The 23,113-nt window shown below is 61.0% G+C and carries 16 protein-coding genes, 1 other RNA gene and 1 pseudogene; 14 read left to right on the top strand and 4 right to left on the bottom strand.

Annotated elements, in window-relative coordinates:
* Positions 1-2 precede the first annotated feature (2 nt).
* The 7 genes and pseudogenes from OGI63_RS10180 to OGI63_RS10150 all read left to right on the top strand — a co-directional run bounded on the left by OGI63_RS10180 (position 3) and on the right by OGI63_RS10150 (position 7,512).
* Positions 3-2,858: a DNA translocase FtsK gene (locus OGI63_RS10180; RefSeq protein WP_012619878.1), complete on the top strand. Its 2,856-nt coding sequence runs from the start codon at positions 3-5 to the stop codon at positions 2,856-2,858.
* Positions 2,859-2,973: 115 nt separating this feature from the next.
* Positions 2,974-3,627, top strand: coding sequence for a CDP-diacylglycerol--glycerol-3-phosphate 3-phosphatidyltransferase (gene pgsA, locus OGI63_RS10175; RefSeq protein ID WP_012619879.1), 654 nt, complete (start codon positions 2,974-2,976; stop codon positions 3,625-3,627).
* Positions 3,628-3,809: 182 nt separating this feature from the next.
* Entirely contained in the window at positions 3,810-4,436 is a 627-nt protein-coding gene (locus tag OGI63_RS10170; RefSeq protein WP_004217587.1) for a CinA family protein, read from the top strand.
* Positions 4,437-4,458: 22 nt separating this feature from the next.
* Positions 4,459-4,972 (top strand): annotated as a pseudogene (locus OGI63_RS10165) (helix-turn-helix domain-containing protein).
* A gap of 141 nt (positions 4,973-5,113) precedes the next feature.
* Positions 5,114-5,353 carry a DUF3046 domain-containing protein gene (locus OGI63_RS10160; RefSeq protein WP_004269152.1) on the top strand — a complete coding sequence of 80 codons (240 nt, stop codon included), beginning with the start codon at positions 5,114-5,116 and terminating at the stop codon, positions 5,351-5,353.
* A 271-nt stretch (positions 5,354-5,624) separates the two neighbouring features.
* A complete protein-coding gene (gene recA / locus OGI63_RS10155; RefSeq protein WP_004217592.1) occupies positions 5,625-6,773 on the top strand; it encodes a recombinase RecA in 1,149 nt (382 codons plus the stop codon).
* A gap of 109 nt (positions 6,774-6,882) precedes the next feature.
* Complete coding sequence (locus tag OGI63_RS10150) at positions 6,883-7,512, top strand: regulatory protein RecX (RefSeq protein ID WP_004217594.1); 630 nt, start codon at positions 6,883-6,885, stop codon at positions 7,510-7,512.
* A 37-nt stretch (positions 7,513-7,549) separates the two neighbouring features.
* Here the strand turns inward: OGI63_RS10150 and rnpB are convergent.
* An RNA gene (gene rnpB, locus OGI63_RS10145) (RNase P RNA component class A) lies at positions 7,550-7,902 on the bottom strand.
* A gap of 281 nt (positions 7,903-8,183) precedes the next feature.
* On the opposite strand from rnpB, the gene hpf reads away from it, so the two are divergent.
* From hpf to trpD, 3 genes are all read left to right on the top strand, one after another.
* Positions 8,184-8,870, top strand: a complete 687-nt coding sequence (hpf, locus tag OGI63_RS10140) for a ribosome hibernation-promoting factor, HPF/YfiA family (protein ID WP_004217596.1) — start codon at positions 8,184-8,186, stop codon at positions 8,868-8,870.
* Between the two features lie 207 nt (positions 8,871-9,077).
* Positions 9,078-12,002 carry a preprotein translocase subunit SecA gene (secA, locus tag OGI63_RS10135; RefSeq protein WP_004269150.1) on the top strand — a complete coding sequence of 975 codons (2,925 nt, stop codon included), beginning with the start codon at positions 9,078-9,080 and terminating at the stop codon, positions 12,000-12,002.
* Positions 12,003-12,135: 133 nt separating this feature from the next.
* Complete coding sequence (gene trpD / locus OGI63_RS10130; protein WP_004217600.1) at positions 12,136-13,188, top strand: anthranilate phosphoribosyltransferase; 1,053 nt, start codon at positions 12,136-12,138, stop codon at positions 13,186-13,188.
* A gap of 91 nt (positions 13,189-13,279) precedes the next feature.
* Here the strand turns inward: trpD and OGI63_RS10125 are convergent, their stop codons facing one another.
* Positions 13,280-13,846, bottom strand: coding sequence for a TrbC/VirB2 family protein (locus OGI63_RS10125; protein WP_004217602.1), 567 nt, complete (start codon positions 13,844-13,846; stop codon positions 13,280-13,282).
* A gap of 49 nt (positions 13,847-13,895) precedes the next feature.
* Between OGI63_RS10125 and OGI63_RS10120 the strand changes: the two genes are divergently transcribed.
* Positions 13,896-14,636 carry a lysophospholipid acyltransferase family protein gene (locus tag OGI63_RS10120; protein ID WP_004217603.1) on the top strand — a complete coding sequence of 247 codons (741 nt, stop codon included), beginning with the start codon at positions 13,896-13,898 and terminating at the stop codon, positions 14,634-14,636.
* A 49-nt stretch (positions 14,637-14,685) separates the two neighbouring features.
* Here the strand turns inward: OGI63_RS10120 and OGI63_RS10115 are convergent, their stop codons facing one another.
* Together OGI63_RS10115 and OGI63_RS10110 are read right to left on the bottom strand one after the other, a co-directional pair.
* Positions 14,686-16,911, bottom strand: coding sequence for a protein kinase domain-containing protein (locus OGI63_RS10115; RefSeq protein WP_004217604.1), 2,226 nt, complete (start codon positions 16,909-16,911; stop codon positions 14,686-14,688).
* 59 nt (positions 16,912-16,970) lie between these two features.
* On the bottom strand, positions 16,971-18,071 hold the full coding sequence (locus OGI63_RS10110; protein ID WP_004217605.1) for a polyprenyl synthetase family protein: 1,101 nt from the start codon (positions 18,069-18,071) through the stop codon (positions 16,971-16,973).
* A 180-nt stretch (positions 18,072-18,251) separates the two neighbouring features.
* Between OGI63_RS10110 and OGI63_RS10105 the strand changes: the two genes are divergently transcribed.
* The 3 genes from OGI63_RS10105 (at position 18,252) to OGI63_RS10095 (ending at position 23,028) form a co-directional block, all read left to right on the top strand.
* Positions 18,252-18,956 (top strand): hypothetical protein, encoded by a 705-nt coding sequence (locus OGI63_RS10105; protein WP_004217606.1) that lies wholly within the window; start codon positions 18,252-18,254, stop codon positions 18,954-18,956.
* 71 nt (positions 18,957-19,027) lie between these two features.
* Positions 19,028-20,554, top strand: a complete 1,527-nt coding sequence (locus tag OGI63_RS10100; protein ID WP_072633050.1) for an RNA polymerase sigma factor — start codon at positions 19,028-19,030, stop codon at positions 20,552-20,554.
* A 134-nt stretch (positions 20,555-20,688) separates the two neighbouring features.
* Entirely contained in the window at positions 20,689-23,028 is a 2,340-nt protein-coding gene (locus OGI63_RS10095; RefSeq protein WP_004217608.1) for a DNA gyrase/topoisomerase IV subunit B, read from the top strand.
* The last annotated feature ends 85 nt before the right edge of the window (positions 23,029-23,113 follow it).

Genomic DNA, 23,113 nt, shown 5'->3' with positions numbered 1-23,113 from the left:
TTATGGCACAATCATCTTCCAAATCATCGAAGGGCAGGACCGCCCGTTCCTCCTCCGGCGGCGGGACGGGGTCACGTGCAGGTTCCGCGCAGAGTTCACAGGGTGGTGCGCGGAACCAAGGAGCGGAACCGTTCTGGCACAAGGCATTGCTATGTGTGCCACGGGCGTTCGGCTCTGCCGTGCGTAAGGTGAGCGTGGGGGAGTACGACCCGGCGTATCGTCGGGATGGATTGTGCTTCGTCATGATCATCCTCGCCGTGTTCTTCTGCGGGTCCGAATGGTTCCGCGTCGACGGAGCGCTCGGACGCGGGCTGCACTCGTTCGCCTCCGCGATCTTCGGTGTGATGAGCGTGGTGGTGCCGGTGCTGCTCATCGTGTTGGCGATTCGCCTCATGCGCAACTCCGGCAAGCAATCCCACAACACGCAGGTGATTGCCGGTGGAGTGATGTTGCTGTGGTCGATCTGCTCGATCATCGACGTGATCATGGCTGCGGACACGAAGGAGTTCTCCTGGCAGAACATTCAGCAGGCCGGCGGTCTGGTCGGTTTCGTCGTCGGATCACCTCTGGCATGGGGGCTCTCCCAGACGTTCGCAATCATCGTGTTCGTCGTGGCTGCGGTGTTCTCCGTGCTGTTGATGACGCGCACCCATGTGACCGAGATTCCGCAGAAGCTGAGTAGATTCTCCCGGCGGGGATCTGCTGATTCCGCGGATGCGCAGCAGTCGGATCCCGAGGTCGGGCAGTTCCTGAACGAGGTGCGCGTGGGCGACGATACATTGGCGTTCGCGGATGGCGTGCCTGCGCATGACGGCACTGACGTGCCGGAACCGGACAGCAAGGTCGGCTTCCTCGCCAGGCTGTTCCATCGACGCGGGAAGGGCCCCGGCACCGACACGAAACTCGATCGCTATGCAGGTGACGAGGCGTTCCTCAACGCCGCGAGCCGCCATGGGGATGCCAACGAAACGGATCTGCACGAGGGCCCGCGCAGGGTGAGCAGTGGCGGTGCCTTCAATGACGACGCCACGCGAAGCATCGACTCGGGCACATGGAACGCCCAGCCTTCAGGCACCATTCCGCTGCCATCCGGCTCCATGCCCGCAGCGACGGCCACCGGCACCGATCCCTGGGCGCATCTCGATGCGGAGGGCGAGACGATGGTGGTCTCCACCCAGACCGGCGAGATCCTCGACCGGTCGCCGGCCTCGTCGCCCATGCCGCCAACCGGCTCCAGGATACCGCCGGCCATGCCATCCCCCGCGACGCCTGAAGACCATGAAGGCATGCCTGACATTCCGCAACAGCCTGATGCGCCATACCATCTGCCGGATCTGAACCTGCTCGTCAAGGGCAAACCGCATGCCGCGCACACTCAGGCGAACGACACGGTGATCCATGCGCTGAATGAGACGTTCCGCCAGTTCAAGGTGGATGCGAAGGTGGTGGGATTCCTGCGAGGCCCCTCGGTCACGCAGTATGAGGTGGAGGTGGCACCGGGAGTCAAGGTGGAGAAGGTGACGAACCTCGACAAGAACATCGCCTACGCTGTGGCCAGTTCGGATGTGCGCATCCTCTCGCCAATTCCAGGCAAGAGCGCGATCGGCATCGAGATTCCGAACGCCGACCGTGAGATCGTGCATCTGGGTGATGTGTTGCGCTCCGACAAGGCGATGAACGACCCCAATCCTATGCTCACCGGTGTGGGCAAGGACGTCGAGGGGCATTTCGTGACTGCCGACCTCACGAAGATGCCGCATTTGCTGGTGGCAGGTGCGACGGGTTCCGGCAAGTCGAGCTTCATCAACTCGATGCTCACGTCGATCATCATGCGCGCCACGCCCGATCAGGTGCGTATGATCATGGTCGATCCGAAGCGCGTGGAACTCTCCGCATATGCGGGTATTCCCCACTTGATCACACCGATCATCACTGATCCGAAGAAGGCGGCCCAGGCATTGGAATGGGTGGTCAAGGAGATGGACGCCCGATACAGCGATCTGGAGTTCTTCGGCTTCCGTGACGTGAAGGATTTCAACAAGGCGGTGCGTGCCGGCAAGGTCCATGCGCCGGCGGGGTCGAACCGCAAGGTGGCCCCTTATCCGTCGCTGCTCGTGGTCGTCGACGAGATGGCCGACCTCATGATGGTGGCCAAGAACGACGTGGAGAGCTCGATCCAACGCATCACACAGCTGGCGCGTGCGGCGGGCGTGCATCTGGTGCTCGCCACCCAACGCCCTTCCGTCGATGTGATCACCGGCCTGATCAAGGCGAACATTCCGTCACGTCTGGCTTTTGCGACTTCCTCGGCCACCGATTCGAGGGTCATTCTCGACACCACCGGCGCCGAGACGCTCATCGGTCAGGGCGACGCGCTTTTTCTGCCCATGGGCTCGGCCAAGCCGATTCGTGTGCAGGGCGCCTGGGTGAACGAGTCTGAGATCCGCAAGGCCGTCGAGTTCGTGCGCACGCAACGTAAGCCGCACTACCGCGAGGACATCGAGCAGATGGCCAAGGAAGCGGACCAGAAGAAGGTCGATCCCACCGAGGACATTGGCGGTGATATGGACGAACTGCTGCAGGCCGCCGAACTCGTGGTCAGTTCGCAGTTCGGTTCCACCTCCATGCTGCAGCGCAAACTGCGCGTCGGCTTCGCAAAGGCCGGTCGACTCATGGATCTGCTTGAATCGCGTGGGGTGGTGGGGCCGTCCGAAGGTTCGAAGGCCCGTGAGGTGCTGGTGCAGCCTCAGGATCTGCCGCAGGTGCTTGCGTTCATCAAGGGGGAGAGCGGCAGCCTGACCGGTGCCAGAGCCCCGGCTGAACCGACCTCTGGCGCCTCCGGCACTGCCGAGTACTGATGTACTTGGTGCTGGGCGTGCCCGGCGGCATGCCGGTGTGAATGTTTCTCGGGATATGGTGCAGGTTGTCCGACACGGCAACGCTATGGACATGTAAGCGAGTACGCTAGCCACTATGGAGACTGAGAAATCAACCAAGCAATCGATGTGGAGCCAGTGGAGTTCACCGCCGAACCTGGTGACGCTCGCCCGAATCGTACTCGTTGTCGTGTTCCTGGGACTCTACATCGGCGGTGGTGCATGGGGTGCCCGCAACATCGGCATGCGGTGGGGCGCCGCCATCGTGTTCATCATCGCCGCGTCGACCGATAAGATCGATGGTTGGATGGCACGCAAATACAATCAGGTGACGGAACTGGGCAAGCTCCTTGATCCGATCGCCGACAAGCTGCTCACGCTTGGTGCGCTCGTCGTGGCCGCCTGTTTCAACGAATTTGGCAACATGTGGATTGGCTGGATCGTCACCGGACTCTACGTGGTGCGTGAGATCGGCATCACGATCATGCGGTTCTTCGTCATCGACCACGGCGGCAAGGTGATCGCGGCGTCGCAGGCGGGCAAATACAAGACATTCACGCTCTGCCTGGGTCTCGGATTGCTGCTGATCCCGGTGTGGAGCTTCACGCATGCCGTGTCGCAGCCGGCGTGGTTGACCGTGTACTTCATTGTCGCGTATGCGCTCATCTACTTCTCGCTCATTCTGTGCCTGTATTCCGGTTACGAGTATCTGCGAGGCGTGTTCGCGAAACCTGCGGTGACGCGCAAATAGGCGAATATCTGACCAACGGTCGCAACGATCGCATACGGGCCCGCGTACTTCGGTGTGCGGGCCCGTTGCTTTGCCGTTGCATATGCAAAACATGCAGACAACACGCCGTTATTCACAATGTCTGCACAATTTTTCACACTGAGAGTGAACGGCATGCAGATGACGACGTGGAGGGAGCAGGTGTGGCAGAACTTTTCGAGGTCGCCGAACTCGCCGGTGTGACCGACGTGGCCGATGTACAGCGGTATTGCGACGAACAGGCGCGCCATATTCTTGCTCACTGCGACGTCCGGGGACTCAAGATTGCATGCGCAGAGTCCCTCACCGCTGGTCTGCTCGCGGATTCCTTTGTGCGGATTCCGGGGGCGTCGAGCGTGTTCCTCGGTTCTGCGGTGACGTATGACATTCACGCCAAGGCGATGGTGTTGGGCGTCGATGCGGAACTCTTACGGACCCATGGCGCGGTCGACCCGGAAGTCGCGCGGCAGATGGCCCGCGGGGCCGCCCATCTGTTTTACCAAGAGCAATATGCGCATGGAGTCGTGGGGTTGTCTACCACTGGTGTCGCAGGGCCCGGACCCGACGAGGGAAAACCGGCAGGAACCGTGTATATCGGCTTCGATGTGCCGTGTTTTTCTCATAGCGTAATACAGGAACGTGATTTTGCGCTCAGATTAGCGTTACGCGGCTCGCGAGAACTGGTTAGACATCTCACCGTGGCCTGTGTTCTGGGAAAAATGAGAGAATTCACAGGTTCTTCACAGGAAAAAATTCCGATAATGGAGACAAGGGAAACTCATGAGGGGTAGTAGGAAAGGAAAGGTGTTCGTGATGGAACAGATGACAATGGTTAACGAGCAAGTTGAAGTCATCGGTTGAGACTCCGGAGCAGGTGCGCTCAGGCAGTGCACGCATGCGCGAACTCACTCCGGCCCAGCGTCGTGCGGTGATGTTCGCCCAGCAGCAGGTTCTTCGTGCCCGTGCCGCAAAGAAGGCCAAGGACGAGCATCAGGCCGCCCTCGCACGCATGTGGCAGGAGGAAGACGCCGAGACCGCGCGTCCGCGCGCGATGGTGCACCGTCGTGAGACCGTGGGCGAGGTGAAGGAAGTGTCCCTGCGCAAGGCGATCGGGCATGTACTGCGCGACCTTCGTACACGCGATCACAAGACGTTGCGTGAGGTGAGCGAGAAGGCGGGCGTGTCCCTCGGCTACCTCTCCGAAGTCGAGCGTGGCCAGAAGGAGGCCAGCTCCGAGCTGCTGGCGTCCATCTCGGAATCGCTGGGTCTGAGCACATCGCAGATGCTGCGCATGGTCGCGGATTACCTCGATTCCGTCGAGGCGTGAATTCGGGCGTTCGCCTATGAATGTCGGCCCGCTGCTTTGGTGGCGGGCCTTTTTCGTGTCTATGCGCCGCATCTGATATATCGAAGCTGGGTTGGTCGGCTCCTCTTGCGGCGCTGTGCCGACGCGGTTATGCTTGGGGCCATGCGTGAACGGGAATTCTGGCAGTTGCTCGAAGAAGTGTTCGGTCGCTCCTATGGCAGGGCGTTGGCCCATGACCAGGGGCTCACCAAGTTGCATGGCATGACGGTGGTGGAGGCGCTGGCCGCCGGCGAAGAGCCTCGTGTGGTGTGGAATGTGTTGTGCGGCCAGATGGATGTGCCCGATGCGAAGCGTTGGGGCCGGGATCACAATGCACCGCCGCTGCCCGTCGATTTTCACTAGGGGTGCTTGGGTGGTCTGGCGGGGCGTGTTGAGAATGTGGAGAACCAGTCGGCAGATGGGCGTATTCGAACAAATGTTCGCATGAGAGGGTATACTGAGCATATCGCAAAAGCCACGGCGTCGATTGCATGCGTATGCTGCATATGATGTGTGGATATCGGTGTCCTCCGACCACAAGGCCCCGGCGCGCTTGTGCCGCCCGACACTGTGCCGGTAGGGTTGGGGTGTTCGCCGATCATGGCGCGTTTGACTGTTGAAGTGAGGAGTACAGATGGCTGCACGAAGCAAGTCCTCCGTCAAGGAGACGGAGAAGACCGAGGCGCCTGGCGTCGACAAGAAGCGCGAGGATGCGCTCAATTCGGCGTTGGCCCAAGTGGAGAAGCAGTTCGGCAAGGGCTCTGCCATGCGTTTGGGAGATAGGCCGGAACAGGACATCGAGGTGATTCCCACCGGTTCGTTGGCCCTCGACACTGCTTTGGGCATCGGCGGTCTGCCCCGTGGACGCATTGTGGAGATCTATGGCCCGGAGTCGTCGGGCAAGACCACGCTGGCGTTGCATGTGGTCGCCAACGCGCAGAAGAACGGTGGCGTGGCCGCGTTCATCGACGCCGAGCACGCCCTTGATCCCGTGTATGCGCGCCACCTGGGCGTCGATACCGATTCGCTCATCGTTTCGCAGCCGGACAACGGGGAGCAGGCGCTGGAAATCGCCGACATGCTCATTCGTTCCGGGGCTCTTGACGTCATCGTCATCGATTCGGTGGCGGCGTTGGTGCCGAAGGCCGAGATCGAAGGCGATATGGGTGACAGCCACGTCGGTCTGCAGGCAAGGCTCATGAGCCAGGCGCTGCGCAAGATGACCGGTGCGCTGGCACAGGCGAACACGACGGCCATCTTCATCAACCAGTTGCGAGAGAAGATCGGCGTATTCTTCGGAAGCCCGGAGACGACCACCGGCGGCAAGGCGTTGAAGTTCTATGCATCCGTCCGCATGGACATCCGCCGCATCCAGACGCTGAAAGACAAGGACGAGCCGATTGGCAACCGCACTCGTGTCAAGGTGGTCAAGAACAAGATGGCACCTCCATTCAAGACCGCCGAGTTCGACATGCTCTATGGGCAGGGCATCTCGCAGGAAGGGTCGATTCTCGACATGGCGTTGGAGACCGACGTGGTGAGGAAGTCCGGTTCTTGGTTCACCTACAACGGTGAACAGCTGGGGCAGGGCCGTGAGAACGTGCGTAAGTTCCTCATCGACAATCCGAAGCTCGCCGAGGAGATCTCCACTCAGGTGAAGGTCAAGACCGGGCTCATCTCCACCGACGACCAGTTCGGCGTCGACGGCACCGAGGAGGAGAACGGTGAGTCTATAACCACCAGTGAGTCGAATGCGGAGGCTCAGACGAGTGCTGAAGCCTGAGTGCTTCTTTGGGTGCCCCGTGGATCGGGTGTCGGCCGGCCGACGCTCGATCCAGGGGGCACCGGCGTATTGCATGCCGTACCGAAGGAATGCGGAGAATGGAGTTGCAATGATCAGTGCAGAGGAGTTTCTGAGCTCCCATGAGCAGATGGTGCGTGAGCCGTCGGCGCCCAACAGCTCAAATCGAGACGTTCCGGGGAAGCACCCGACGAAGGAACGGCGTCGAAAGCTGTCTGGTGGCTTCGCCTATTCGGTGGCGGCGGATTCGCACGACGAAGATGAGTGCAAGGAAAGCGCATTGCGTCTGCTCGACGCGGCCGCGCGGTCCAGCGGATCCCTGCGGGACAAGCTCGTCGAACGGGAATACGATGCCGAGGTGATCGACCGCGTCGTCGCGCGTCTCGAGGAGCTTGGACTCATTGACGATGAGGAATACGCCCGCAATGTGATTCGTTCCTGCACCGCCCGCATGATGGGTGCGCGTGGTGTCATACGGGAGCTGGTGCGCAAGGGGGTTCCTCGCCCTCTGGCCGAACGCATGGTACGGGAGACCGCACAGGCCGGGGTATTCGAAGACTGCGCGTGGGAACTCGGCAGGACTGTGGCGAAAAAGAACGCCGGTAAAGATGTCGAGGTCTGCAAACGGCGCTTCTGGTCCGCCGGAGGCCGTAAGGGCCATGCGCCGGAGGATCTGCGCGCCGTAAGCGACGAGTTGTTTCGACGTCGGATCTACGAATGACGGTCAAATCAATCATGCCGAAAAGACCGAAAGATAAGGAGTGAGACCTCTTATACCCCGGGTTCTGTCATGCCGTGAAGGCATGGATGGCCATCCATCTCGACCTGACGTCGCCGTCAGGCTCTAGCAGCCTACCCGAAGGCAGAGCGAGCAACTCTATAGCCTTCTGCTTGGCCTTGCTCCCGATGAGGCTTGCCATGCGGCTCCTGTTACCAGTTGCCCGGTGGTCTCTTGCACCGCCGTTTCACCCTTACCGGCCCGAAGGCAGGCGGTCTGTTCTCTGCTGCGCTATCTCTCAGGTCACCCTGGGCGGACGTTATCCGCCATCGTGCTCTGTGGAGCCCGGAAGTTCCTCAGCCACAAAGTGGCCGCGGCCATCAAGAGGTCTCGCGTCCGATTGTAGCAAGGGGTGTGACTGCCTGCAGTGGTGGCTGGAGGAGGCGCCTTGTGACGAAACTGGTGCTTTGGTGCGGCATATGCATCTGCGACGCGAGCAATCCGTTCCGACTCGTGGGAAAAGACGCCGTTTTTTCAACAAATAGGGGAGAGCGGGGGCGTGTCTTGCCAATTCTTGCCCGAACTCGATTACAATATGAGTCATATCCGAATGGCAGTAGCCGTTCGGTCCGTATATAGCGGTGTGAAAGCCGCTTGAGTCTAGGGAGGTCCACATGGATATCGTTCTGACAGGCCGTCACATTCAGATCAAGCAGAAGTTCCGTGACGTCGTCGAAAGCAAGATGAATCGTGTGACCACAATTGCGCCGGACGCGCAGCGCGTACAGGTCGTGCTGTCGCATGAAGGCAATCCACGTCTGCATGACACCGCCGTCCGCGTGGAACTGACCGTTGTGGCTGGTTCGACCGTGGTTCGCGCCGAGGCGTCCAGCCTCGATGAGGTGAGTGCCCTCGATCTGGCGCTCGACAAGCTCACGCTGCGTCTGCGCCGTGCGCGCGATCGCCGCAAGGATCACCGCAAGAACTACACGCCGGTGCCGGTCGATGCGGGCAAGTTCGTGCCGCCGAGCGAGGAGCGCGAAGACATCATGGGTGACGAGGACGTCGACAACAGCCCCGCCTCCGCAGTCGCCGGAGATCTCGGTCCGGGCGAGTCCGTCGAGGTTCACGTCGGCGACACCCCGATTGTCATCCGTCGCAAGCTGCATGTCGCAGAACCCATGAGCATCGATGAGGCGCTGTATGAGATGGAGCTCATCGGCCACGACTTCTTCCTGTTCGTGAACAAGGACACCGGCCGTCCGTCGGTCGTCTACCACCGTCACGGCTGGAGCTACGGCGTCTTCGAGATCGACACCCCCGAGAACATCAAGAAGCTCGAAGAGGAGCGCAAGGCCTGAACAGGTTTCGTCCTCAATGGAAAGCGGCTCGCGTTGCGGGCCGCTTTTGCTTTGTCGGAAAAGGGGCGGCATTCACACATTTGTGTGCGGAATGCGAAGGAATGCCAAAAATGCGCAAATCTTCGTAGAATAGCCGAAAAAAGTGGAATAGGGGGCTCGAGCCGCTTATTGTAGGAGTGTTGTTGCAAACACCGTTAGGGAGTAAATGTGGTTGATATCGTAGACAAAGCCCTGCGTATGGGTGAAGGTCGCCAGATCAAGAAGCTCGAACACGTCGCCGAAGCCGTGAACAAGCTCGAAGATCAGATGGTGGTCATGAGCGATGACGAGCTCAAAGGGCAGACCGCCAAGTTCAAGGAACGCCTGGCCAACGGCGAGACGCTCGACGACCTGATGCCGGAGGCTTTCGCGACGGTGCGAGAGGTGTCCAAGCGCACGCTGGGTCAGCGTCACTTCGACGTGCAGCTTATGGGTGGCGCGGCACTGCACTGGGGCAACATCGCCGAGATGAAGACCGGTGAAGGCAAGACCCTCGTGGCGACGTTGCCGAGCTACCTCAACGCGCTCGAAGGCAAGGGCGTGCACGTCATCACCGTCAACGACTATCTCGCCAGCTACCAGAGCGAGCTGATGGGCCGCATCTACCGTTTCCTCGGCATGAGCGTCGGGTGCATCGTCACCGGCCAGAAGCCGGCCGAACGTCGCAAGCAGTACAATGCCGACATCACCTACGGCACGAACAACGAATTCGGTTTCGATTACCTGCGCGACAACATGGCGTGGGAGAAGAACGAGCTCGTGCAGCGTGGCCACCATTACGCCATCGTCGACGAGGTCGACTCGATCCTCATCGACGAAGCCCGTACGCCGCTCATCATTTCCGGACCTGCCGAGGGTGATGTGACCCGTTGGTACCGTCAGTTCGCCAAGCTGGTGCTCAAGCTCAACCGTGACGAGGACTACGAGGTCGACGAGAAGAAGAAGACCGTGGGCATTCTCGACCCAGGCATCACGAAGATCGAGGACTACCTGGGCATCGACAACCTGTATGAGCCGAGCAACACCGCGCTGATCGGCTACCTCAACAATGCGATCAAGGCCAAGGAGCTGTTCCTGCGCGACCGCGACTACGTGGTCACCGGCGGCGAGGTGCTCATCGTCGACGAGCACACCGGACGTATTCTGCCCGGCCGCCGTTACAACGAGGGTCTGCACCAGGCCATCGAGGCGAAGGAGAACGTGGAGGTCAAGGCCGAGAACCAGACCTTTGCCACGATCACGCTGCAGAACTACTTCCGCATGTACGACAAGCTTGCGGGTATGACCGGTACGGCCGAGACCGAGGCCGCGGAGTTCATGGGCACCTACAAACTCGGCGTGCTGCCGATTCCGCCGAACAAGCCGATGATCCGCATCGATCAGGACGACCTCATCTTCCGTACGAAGAAGGAGAAGCTCGCCGCGATCGTCAAGGATGTGGCTGCGCGTCATCGCAAAGGCCAGCCGGTGCTGCTCGGCACCGCCTCGGTGGAGTCCTCCGAAGTCGTCTCCTCGCTGCTTGACGTGGTTGAGATCCCGCACAAGGTACTCAACGCGAAGCAGCATGAGAAGGAGGCGGCGGTCGTGGCTGTGGCGGGTCGCAAGGGCGCCGTCACCGTCGCCACGAACATGGCCGGTCGAGGCACCGACATCATGCTCGGCGGCAACGTCGAGTTCCTCGCCGACGCCGAACTCAAGGCGAAGGGCTACTCGCCGGACGACACCCCGGAGGAATATGAAAAGCTGTGGCCTGAGACCCTGAAGAAGATCAAGGAGCAGGTCAAGGACGAGCACGAAGAGGTCAAGAAGCTCGGTGGCCTGTATGTGCTCGGTACCGAACGCCACGAATCACGCCGAATCGACAACCAGCTGCGCGGCCGCTCCGGACGTCAGGGCGATCCGGGTGAGTCCCGGTTCTACCTGAGCCTCGAAGACGACCTCATGCGCCTGTTCAACACGCAGCTCGTCGCCCGTGTGATGGCGAAGGGCATGCCCGAGGGTGAGCCGATCGAGTCGAAGAGCGTGTCCAAGGGCGTGCGCAATGCGCAGAAGGCCGTGGAATCGCGTAACTTCGAGATTCGTAAGAACGTGCTCAAGTACGACGATGTGATGAACAAGCAGCGCACCGTGATCTACTCGGAACGTCAGGCCGTGTTGAAGGGCGAGGACATTCACGAGGACATTGAGGCCTTCATCTCCGACACGCTCACCAGCTATGTGCGAGGCGCGAAGAATGGATCCGACAAGCCAGCCGATTGGGATTGGAACGGCCTGTTCAAGGCTGTGAACGACCTGTACCCGACCAAGGTGACCATTGACGAGGCCAAGGAGGCGGCGGAAGGGCTCAAGGGCGACAAGGCCGTGGACGCCGTGGTCAAGCTGTTCGTCGACGACGCCGAGGCGCAGTATGAGGCCTTCGAGACCAAGCTCGGCGCCGATGGCCTGCGTACGCTGGAGCGTCGCGTCGTGCTCGCCGTGCTCGACCGCAAGTGGCGCGAACATCTGTACGAGATGGACTACCTCAAGGACGGCATTGGCCTGCGTGGCATGGGCCAGCGTGATCCGCTGGTCGAATACCAGCGTGAAGGCTACCAGATGTACAACCAGATGATCGAGGCCATCAAGGAGGAGACGGTGCAGTTGCTCTTCCACATCGACCTCGACAGCATCGCCCAGACGAACGACGACGGCACTGACTCCATCGACGACGCGGCGGTCGATTCCGCCGAAATCAAGATGGGCGACGATGTGAGCGAGGACGACGAGCTGAACAAGGGCAATCTGTCGGAGCACGAGCCCGAAGAGGCCGCGCGCATCGACAATCATGCCGACGAGCTGGAGACCGCCGAGAACATCGCTGCGGTCAAGGAAGCGGCGGAGGAAGGCGAGCGGATTCCGGAATCCGGTCTGCTCGGCCCGGAGCCGATGAGCCATGCCGAGGGCAAGGTGCCGGCGCGCAAGCGTCCGAAGAGCGAGGAGCTCAAGACCCCATGGTCCGACGGTCGCACATTCCCGGGCACGCCGAAGAACGCACCATGCCCGTGCGGCTCCGGACGTAAGTACAAGATGTGCCACGGCCAGAACGAGCAGTGAGCATATTCAACCCGATATCGAGGGGCGCCGCATGCGGCGCCCCTTTTGTGTTGACCATGATGCGGGACTCGACATGTGTTCGTTGCTTGTGTTCCCTAGACTGTGCGTAGCAGCTACGAAACGAGGAGTGGTCATGGCCGACATCACATGGAAATCGATTCTCACCAAGCTCGTGCAGGGCAATCACCTGACTGCCGAGGAATCCGAGTGGTTCGTCGATGACCTCATGAAGGGCAACGCCAACCCGGCAGCCGTCGGTGCCGTGCTCGCGACACAACAGCAGCTCGGATTGACGGCCGATGAGATCGCTGGTGCCGCAAAGGCGATGGTGTCGCATGCCGTGCCGTTGGAAGTGAACCGTGAATGCACCGACATCGTCGGCACGGGTGGCGATGGCGCGCATACCGTCAACCTATCGACGATGGGGGCGGTGATCGCAGCCGCTGCGGGCGTGACGATCGTCAAGCACGGCAACCGCGCCGCGAGCTCCAAGTGCGGGGCGGCCGACTGTCTGGAGGCGCTCGGGCTGCCGCTCGATCTCAAACCGCAGGCCGTGGCCGAGGTGGCCGATGAGGTGGGCATCACCTTCGCCTTCGCCAAAACCTTCCACCCGGCGATGCGATTCGTGGGACCGGTGCGCGCCGCGCTCGGCGTCCCGTGCGTGTTCAACGTGCTTGGCCCGCTGACGAATCCGGCGACCCCGAAGCATATGGCAATCGGTTGCGCCAACCGTGCGATGAGCCCGATCATGGCCGCGGTCTACGCGGCGAACGGCCAGAGCGGCATGGTGTACACCTCGAACGAGGGACTCGACGAGATGGCGCCGACCGGTCCGATCTCCGTCTGGGAATTCAAGGACGGCAAGGTCTGCGAAACGGAATTCGACCCGATCGAGGAGCTTGGGCTCGCCAAGGTCACGATTGAGGATCTGCGTGGTGGCGAGCCGGACTACAATGCCCAGGCCGCCCGCGATCTCTTCGCCGGAAAGGATGTGCCGTTCCGTACGACGGCATTGCTCAATGCCGCCTCCGCAATCGTGGCGGATGGCTCGCTTATCGATGCCTCCGCTCCTCTGGGCGAACGGTTCCGCCAAGCCCATGCCATCGCCGAACAGGCAGTCGATTCCGGTCGTGCCGCCGCCCTGCTCGACGAGTGGATCGCCGTCGCAAGCAAACATGTCGACTGAGTTGTAGGAGTACGGGGATTACCTGGTCCCTATAACCAGAGGTGCCATTCGGCTATGCACGGCCGAATGGCACCTTGTTCTTTCGGGAATCCTATACGCGAGCGCCGTCGTCTTCCTCGTCTCGCTTCGTTTCGTCATGACCGCGGTGTGTGACGAACAGGCCACCGGCGCCGACGAGTATCGAGATGCCGAAGACGATGCCGAGCACGGTCGCCCAGGCTGGCAGAAACGCCGTGGCGATGATGCCGGCGACGCCGACGACGAGCAGAATGCCGCAGATGAGACGCGACCAGCGAATCTGACCCAGATCGGGATTGGGGGGAGTGAACACGCTGCTGCGATCCATCACATCGTCGGTGTCGAGCCAACTCGATTGCGTGAAATCACGCGGGCCTGACGAATCGACGAAACTGCCCTGTTTGAGGTCGTTCACCGAAAGAATCGCCCTCTTCTCCTCGCGTTTGTCCTGACGCGTGGCGTGCCTGTCGAATTTCCTCGCGGTGCGTGATCGCTCCACCTCGCCCAGATCGTCGGAATACTCGTCGAGGAAGCGATTCCAGGCGGCCTCCTCGGAGATCTCGCTCGAATCACCCCCGTTGCGCCCGGAATCGTGTGGCTTCGTTTCTTCGCCGTCGTTGCTATTGTTGAGGTCAGTCATAGGTTCACTGTAGCAAGCGGATGCTATGAGACATGTAGGAGGAGGCAGCATGTTGTATTGGTTCTTCATGAGAACGCTCGGTCCGGTGGCGCGGCATCGTTTCAAGCCCGTGGCAGAAGGGCTCCAGAACATTCCACGCACCGGCGGGGGCATCATTGCAGCCAATCATCTGGCTGTGATCGACGATGCGTTGCTACCGCTCACCTGTCCGCGCATGATTCATTTCATGGGCAAGGCGGAGTATTTCGAAGGCAAGGGCATCAAAGGCAAGTTCAAGAAGTGGTGGTTCACCTCGGTGGGCGTGTTCCCCGTGGATCGTTCGGGCGGCTCAAAGTCGCTCGGTGCGCTTGAGCATGCACGTGAGATCATCGAGGAAGGCCACCTGTTCGGCATCCACATCGAAGGCACCCGCAGCCCGGACGGCCGTCTATACAAGGGGCACACCGGTGCCGCGCGTCTCGCCTTGGAAACCGGTTGCCCGATCATTCCTGCCGCCATCATCGGTTCACGCGAACTGCAGAAGCCGGGGCAGGTGATTCCGGGCAAGGGGCACTCCAAGGTGATCTATGGTGAACCCATCGAAGTGGAGAAGACTCCATCTGACGAGGTGACGCATGAACGGCTGCGTGAGCTCACCGACGAAATCACGCGCAGGATCCAGGCGATGAGCGGGCAGGAATACGTTCCCGAATACGCCCAGGTGGTCAAGCAGCAGATGAAGGAGGAGCAGGACGTGCTCGATTCCGCTGGCGCAGAGGCAGCAGCTGATCTCGAGCGTGAACATGAATAGGCTGACCTGAGTCTGGCTCTGGGACACAATGTATACGCGCATACGCCGCTCAGATCACCGTGAGTGTGATCACCGTTTTCTTGCCGTCTTCGCCACGCAGACGCACCTGCTGGCCGCCTTTGGGATCTTGGAATCGCACGGTGTGCAGGAGGTCGCCCAACGGTGATGAGACCTTCACCTCAAAGCCGAGGTCTTCAAGGATCTTCCTGGCCTCCTCCGTCTTCTTGCCCGTGATGTCGGGAACGGTCACCATTTCAGGGCCCTTCGAGACGGTGACTGTGACCGCATCGCCCCAGTGCAATTGGGTTCCCGCCTCGGGATCCACTGAAATCACCTGGTCCCGTGGAATCGTATCGCTGTACTCTTCGGTGTAGGTCGCCTTGAGCTTGGCGTCATCAAACGACTTCTGCGCCTGACCGCGCGTCATGCCCACCACATTCGGCATTGCCACCGGCATGGGCCCTTTGGAGAGCGTCACCACGACGTCGTCGTTATGGTTCTGTGTGGTGCCGGCGCTGGGCGTGATGTCGATGACCTCGCCTTCCGGAACGCTTTCGGAATACTCGTCGTTGTCTTCGCTGTGCGTGATGTTGGTGAAGCCCGCCTTCCGCAGGTCGTCCAGAGGGGACGAGCTGCTCATGATGCCTTCGGGAACGGTGGCCTGCTGCACACCTTGCGACACCGTCACATGCACCTCGCCGCTGGCCCGCTTGCTCACATGGGCATCCACAAATTGCGGGTCGGTGGAGATGATCTCGCCGGCAGGCACTGTGTCGCTATACTGCTGTGTGCTTTTGTACGGAATCTGCGAGACTTTGAGCAGACGCTCATAGGCATCCCATTTCACACCTGTGATCTTGCATGGCGCATTTTCGGCACAACTGAGCCCCTCGGGTTTGGGCAGTGTCCAGTAGCTGCCAGGCCCCACGAAGTACCACAATGCGAATCCGCCACCGGCACCCAATGCGAGTATGGCGGCGATGATCGAAACGATCATCGCCGTTCTATGCTTCTTGCGAGGCTGCACTTGCGTCTGGGCATTGCTGGGCAATGGCGCACCTGGCTCGCCGGGACGGCCGGAATTACGCCCATAACTTCCGGTAGAGCCTCCATATGGTGGAACGGTGGTTCCACCGGAGGCCGGAACCCCAGAGCCTGGCGTCGAGGAGTCGTCCGGCGGTGTGGCGAGAGCTACCGTTCTTGCCTGTTCCGCCTCCTCTTCAGTGAGATCGGGGGAGGCCAATGCAGTGAAAAGCGCGGCGGCAGAGGTAGGTGGTGGAGTGGATTCTTCCGGCGAATCCGATTTGCTCGAAACGGAGGGACGGTCGGAATCCTGCTCATTCGCACCCATTGGGAACACCCGAGTGCTGTTGATGGGTGGTTCCTGGGGGCGGAAGCGATAGTCCAATGCCTGGCGGCTCAGCGTGGGCATGAGCTCACGGAGGCGATCCAACGCCTTCTGTGCGCTTTTCGGACGGGCATTGACGTCACGTGCGGTCAGGTACGAGATGAAGGCCGAAACCCGGGGGTCGATGCCGTAGCACACCGTTCCTATGGAGGGGATGTTCTCGTTGACGTGCCTGAACACCATCGTCACCGGATTGTCTGACTGGAACGGCACCCTCCCCGCCAGCAGCTCCCATGCCATGATGCCCACGGAATAGCAGTCGCCCTGAGGAGTGGCCTGGTTGTTTTCGATCATCTCCGGGGCGAGATAGGCCGCTGTGCCAAGCAGCATCCCGGTGGAGGAGAGCGTGGCCTGCGAGGCGGCCTTGGCTAGGCCGAAATCGGTGATCTCCACATGACCGCGGTCGTTGATCAGAATGTTCTCCGGCTTGATGTCGCGGTGTACGACGCCGATCTCGTGGGCGGCGGCAAGTCCGTTCAATGTCTCGCCGACGATGCGCAGGGTGTCGCGCACCGAGAACGTGGTGTGCGTCTGCATCTGACTACGCAGATTCACGCCGTGCACATACTCCATGACCAGATAGTACGAGCCATTCGTCTCACCGGTGTCGTACACCTGCACCACATGCGGATTGGCTATTGCTGCCGCGGATTTGGCCTCCCGTCGGAAGCGCTCGATGAACTGCTCGCGGTGGGGGCCCTGGGCCAGCTGCATGTGCATGATTTTGACCGCCACATTGCGCCCGAGCCTTTCGTCGACGGTCTGGTACACCGTGGCCATGCCGCCATCCGCGATCTTGCGCACAATGCGGTAGCGGCCGTCAATGAGATTGTAGTGGTCCGTGCCGTGTGCCGTGGTATCCACCATGCTGGTTGTGTTCCTTCTGCTGTGATGCCCCGATTGCGAGTGTGCCTTCGGAGGATATTTTACCGTTCGGCTGTGAAATCCGGCAGAAAGCGCTCACAGGCTTTACGAAGGCTTTGCGATTGTGCGGCGGTGAGACCCATTGCTTCGATACTTTCCTGGGTTTGCGACCACAGCTTCGCGATACGTTCGTGCGAATGCTCGATGGCCCCGGTGTCATGGAACAGCGCAATGGTCTCATGCACCTGCGCGTCGGAGCGGAACGGCTGCTCGTACAGCTGCTGCAGCTGTACGCGTTGTGCGGCGGTGCCCAACATCATGGCGTCGGCGAGCAACACCGTGCGTTTCCCCTCACGAATATCACCTCCGACAGGTTTTCCCGTGCTGCGGGAGGAGCCAGTGACGTCAAGCAGATCATCGGCCAGCTGGAATGCCTGCCCCAATGGCAGCCCTATGGCATGGCAGTGGAGGTTGGCTGCCTCGCTGGTCATACCGGATGCCAGGAATGCCAGCATCAACGGGGCAATGGTGGTATAGCTGGCGGTTTTCCAGCGAAACACGTCGAGCGACGCTTCGGCAAGCGCTTGCGGATCGTCGAGTGGCATGCGCTCAATGGCAAGGTCGAGCACCTGGCCCACCTCCACGTCATGTTGCATCGAAAGAAAGGCCTCCACCAAGCGTCGATGTTCGACCATACCGGTGCTGGCGTCCTCCATGATGAGCGTGCATGCCGTGGCGAGCATGTCGCCCAGCATGAGGCCCAGCCCGCGGCCAATGCTGCGTGCGCCGGCGAACGAGGTGAGCGCGCAGTGCGCGGAGGGCTTGCCGCGGCGTAGATCCGAGTCGTCAATGAGGTCGTCGTGCACCAGTGCGGCGGTCTGGAACACCTCAATGGCACAGGCGAAGTCAAGCACCTTGGTGCGCACGCTTCGCGATTGTGTGGAATCCGGGGCGCCGGCCAGCACATCGTAGGCATCCAGTGTGAGTAGCGCGCGCAGGCGTTTGCCCCCTTCGCTTGAGGCGAGCGCCTGATCCACCACTGTATGGAACATCGGGCGCAGAGCCGGGGTGATGGGTGCATCTGTGCCGTTCACCCCCACGTAGTCGTGCACAAGTTCTCGAATGCGGGTTTCAATGGCGCCGATACTGCTGGAATCGCTCATGGTTCCAGTGTATTCACAGCATTCCGACATTGCAGGTCATGCACAATATGCCCGACCTGCAATGTGGATAACACGTTCTCCGACCACAAATGCCCGTTGGGATGGAATCCTTTCCATTCTGCCGCCACAGTGGATGCAAGGCCCGTTTGGGTCGCAATGCAAGACGGACAAGGAGTAGATATGGTGTCGAACAATGAACACAACGAGGAAGCGGAGATGAACCGGGAAGACGGCGGTATCGCGGGTCTGGGCATGCACCCATTGCCGGTGGCGCGGCTCGGGGGTATGCGCCGCGAGTATTTCGAGCGGATGACCGACATCGGTACGGCATCGGCGGCGGCCCGGTGGATCGCCGATCTGCTGCCTCCATGGCTGACGTGGCTGCGGGAGCCTGAAATGAAGCCGCAGGATCTCGATGATGAGGTGCAGTTGATGTTGGTCACCGGTTTCAACATCTCGTTGGCGGTGCGCGATGCGATCATCATGACAGTGGTGGCGGACGAGTCGCAGTGGGACGAAGGCGTCATCTCACGGTTCGCCGCGCATCCCCATGACAAAGATGTGGCACAATCTATGTCCGCCATGCTTACCGCGGCCTTCGAGGAACCCGAATCGGACGAACGGCGGTGCGTGCGGGTCGTCGAACTGCTTCACACGATGTCGGGGCGTCTTCCCGCCGAATGCACCAGGCAATTGCGGGCGGTGAGGGCCTATCTTAAATGGTGGCGTGGCGACGAGTCCGCGCTGCACGATGCGCTCGGGGTGCTCGAGGAGGATGAACGGGTCACATTGGCGGCTATCGTCGCGGCTGCGGTCACCCGACACGTCTACCCGGCACATGCAGGCCGCGCCGAGACGGAGGACGCACCGATTGCAGGCACCTGAGGGTCTATGGGAATAATCGTCCCGAAGACATGGTTAACTCACATAGTCAGCGACTTGACCTTGCCGTAGCTATGCCCAAAAGCAAGCATACGACGGTCGGCCGCGTTCCACAAGACCCAGGGAGGTACAGTTTGGTCGCCAAGGAAACGACGAGCACCGAGAAAGCCGCGAAGAAGAAGGCCTCCGAAAGCGCCCACGACGAAGCCGCCGTCGAAGAGAAGGGCAAGACCACCCGTAGGAGGGCCTCCTCGAAGGCTTCGTCGGCGAAGAAGGGCTCCGCCGGCAAGACCACCAAGCGTGCCACGGCCCGGAAGAAGAAGGATGCCGCCGAGAGCGAGTCAACGCCGGCAAGGAAGACTCGTGCGGCTTCGAAGACCGGCGCGAAGAAGGCCATTTCCAAGTCCGAGGAGATCGACGACGAGGACATGATCGGTGAGGATGTGATCGACGAGGAGGATCTTGACCTCGATGAGGATCTTGACGCCGACGAGAACGATGACGACCTCGAGGACGAGGAGTCGGAGGACGAACCCGAGCCGGAGGAAGACGACGACGAAGAGCCGCAGGCCCCGAAGGAGCCCAAGGAGAAGGGTGCGTTCGTCGTCAGCGACAACGATGAGGACGACGAAGCCCTTCTGGCGAATCCGGGCGTGAATCCGAAGCGCCGCGTGGTAACCACGGGCGCGACCGCCGACCCGGTGAAGGATTATCTCAAGCAGATCGGTCGTGTGAGCCTTCTCAATGCCGAACAGGAGGTCGACCTCTCCGAGCGTATCGAGGCCGGCCTGTACGCCCAGCATCTGCTCGACACCGAGGGCGACACGATGGAGTTCAGACGCAAACGCGAACTCAAGTGGGCAGCCGCCGACGGCAAGAAGGCGAAGGACCACCTGCTCGAGGCCAATCTGCGACTCGTCGTCTCGCTTGCCAAGCGTTACACCGGCCGCGGCATGCTATTCCTCGACCTTATCCAGGAAGGCAATCTGGGTCTCATTCGCGCCGTCGAGAAATTCGATTGGAAGAAAGGCTTCAAGTTCTCCACCTATGCCACCTGGTGGATCCGTCAGGCGATCACCCGCGCCATGGCCGACCAGGCCCGCACGATTCGTGTGCCGGTGCATATGGTCGAGGTGATCAACAAACTCTCGCGCGTCCAGCGCCAGATGCTGCAGGATCTGGGCCGTGAGCCCACGCCCGACGAGCTTGCCCGCGAGCTCGACATGCCGGTGGAGAAGGTGCAGGAAGTGCAGAAGTACGGCCGCGAGCCGATTTCGTTGCATACGCCGCTGGGTGAGGACGGCGATTCCGAATTCGGCGATCTGATCGAAGACACCGATGCCATCGCGCCATCGGAGGCGGTCGCATTCTCACTGCTACAGGAGCAATTCCGTCAGGTGCTTGAAACGCTCTCGCCGCGTGAGGCGGGCGTGATCAAGATGCGCTATGGTCTCGAGGACGGCCAGCCGAAGACGCTCGACGACATCGGCCGCGTATATGGCGTGACCCGCGAGCGCATTCGCCAGATTGAGTCGAAGACCATGTCGAAGTTGCGTCATCCGTCCCGTTCGCAGACGCTGCGCGACTTCCTCGATCAGTGACGCTGAACGGCGTCCATTGCCGGCGCACCCCGATGGGTGCGTGCCGACGCCAGACGACATGACAGTGCCAGGGAGAGCGTGAGCCGAGTGGCTCCGCTCTCTTTTGCATCGAAGAGGAGATACGGAGGAGGGTTATGGCGAAGAAGGAACCCGGCAGCTACGGCGCCGGCTCATTGACGGTGCTGGAAGGGCTGGACGCGGTGCGCAAGCGTCCGGGCATGTACATCGGCACCACCGACAGCCAGGGTCTCATGCACTGCCTGTGGGAGATCATCGACAATTCGGTGGACGAGGCGCTCGCCGGGGCATGCACGCATATTGTCGTCACCCTGCACGAAGACGGTTCGATCGAAGTCGCCGACAACGGCCGAGGCATACCGGTGGATGTGGAGCCGAAGACGAAGCTCACCGGTGTCGAGGTGGTGCTCACCAAGCTGCATGCGGGTGCCAAGTTTGGCAATTCGTCGTACAACGCTGCCGGAGGTCTGCATGGCGTGGGCTCGTCGGTGGTCAATGCATTGAGCTCGCGCATGGACGTCGAAGTCGACCGCAACGGCCACACCTACCATATGGCGTTCCACCAAGGGCATCCAGGTGTGTATACCGACGAGGACCCACAGCGTCCTTCCCCCGACTCACCGTTCAAGAAAACGCGCAAGAACCGCCCCACAGAGCTCGAGATCATCGGCAAGGTGCCCCCGAAGCGCACGGGCACGCGCATCCGCTATTGGGCGGATCCGGAAATCTTCAATGACACCGCGAAATTCGACTACGAACAACTGATTGACCGTGTGCGCCAGACGAGCTTCCTGGTGCCGGGTCTGAAGATCACGGTGATCGACGAACGCATCCGTGAGACAGGCGACGTCGACACCGACGTGTTCGAGGAGACCGACGTCAAACAGGCGCAATCCGACCCGGTCGAGCGGATCGAGGCGGAGACCGAGGCAAGCGAGAATCCTGCGAAGATCGGCCTTGAGCGGGCGAATGCGGAGGACGCGCAGGAACAGGCACAGGACCCGCAGCAGGCAGTCGCAGCCATACCGGTCGTGCAATCTGCGGATTCGGGCGCCTCAGTGCCGGGACACCGGCGTGTGGAGGAATTCTGCCATACCGGTGGCATTGTCGATTTCGTGGACTTCCTCTCCCACGGCGAGGCCGTTTCCACCGTGTGGCGAATAAGCGGGCAGGGCACGTACCATGAGGAGACGCAGGCAGTGGACGCGAACGGCGACCTGCATGCGCAGAAGATCGTGCGAACCTGCGATGTCGATATCGCGATGCGTTGGACGAACGGCTACGACACGGTGTTGAAGAGCTTCGTGAACGTCGTCGCCACGCCGGGCGGCGGCATGCATGTGGACGGCTTCCTGCAGGGTATCACTAAGCAGATTCGCAAGACGGTGGAAGACAACGCGCGCAAGCTCAAGGTCAATCTCAAAGACCCGAAGATGAAGATCGAGCGTGACGACATTCTCGCCGGATTGGTGGCCGTGGTCACCGTGCGCATCGCCGAGCCGCAGTTCCAGGGGCAGACGAAGGACGTGCTCGGCACCGCGCCGGTCAAGCCGCTTGTCACACGCATCACCGACAAGCAGTTCGCCGAGCTCATCACCGGCGCGAAACGCGGGTACAAGGAGCAGTCGGCGCGCGTGCTCGAGAAGATCGTGGGCGAGATGCACGCGCGCATTCAGGCACGCAAGACCAAGGAGGTCACACGTCGCAAGAACGCACTCGAATCTGCTTCTATGCCGAGTAAACTGTCGGATTGCCAGCCGGGCAACGACGACATCGCCGAACTGTTCATCGTCGAGGGTGATTCCGCACTCGGCACGGCGAAGGCCGCCCGCAATTCGGCGTTCCAGGCGCTGCTGCCGATCCGCGGCAAGATTCTCAACGTGCAGAAGGCGTCGTTGTCGCAGATGCTTTCGAACAAGGAATGCGCGTCGATCATCCAGGTGATCGGTGCGGGTTCGGGGGCCAGCTTCGACATCGAGTCGGCGCGGTACAACAAAATCGTCATGATGACCGATGCCGATGTGGATGGCGCGCATATTCGCACATTGCTGCTCACGCTGTTCTACCGGTACATGAGACCGCTCGTCGAGGCGGGGCACGTGTATGCGGCCGTGCCGCCGCTGCACCGCATCGCTTTGGCGGGGGCACGCAAGGGCGAGTACATCTACACGTATTCAGATGACGAGTTGGCGGGCAGGCTCGCGCAGCTCGACGCTGAGCATATTCCGTATGCCGACGACATCCAGCGCTACAAGGGCTTAGGTGAGATGGACGCGAACCAGCTTGCCGACACGACGATGGATCCGCGCACGCGTCTGCTGCGTCGCATCCGCATGGAGGACGCCGAGCAGGCGAACGACATCTTCAGCCTGCTCATGGGCGACGAAGTGCCTCCGCGCCGCCAGTTCATTGTCGACAACGCCGAGGATTTCGACCGTTCGAAGATTGACACCTGACGCTTTCGTGCAACCGATGCCCACAGGGGCCCGGAACCCGCGCTGAGGAGCGTGCTCTACGCGCAAAGCGCGCAGACACTTTGAC

This window comes from Bifidobacterium sp. KRGSERBCFTRI (assembly GCF_025908335.1).
The sequence above is the reverse complement of the archived record's forward strand: the minus strand, read 5'-3'. Positions and strand labels throughout refer to the sequence as shown.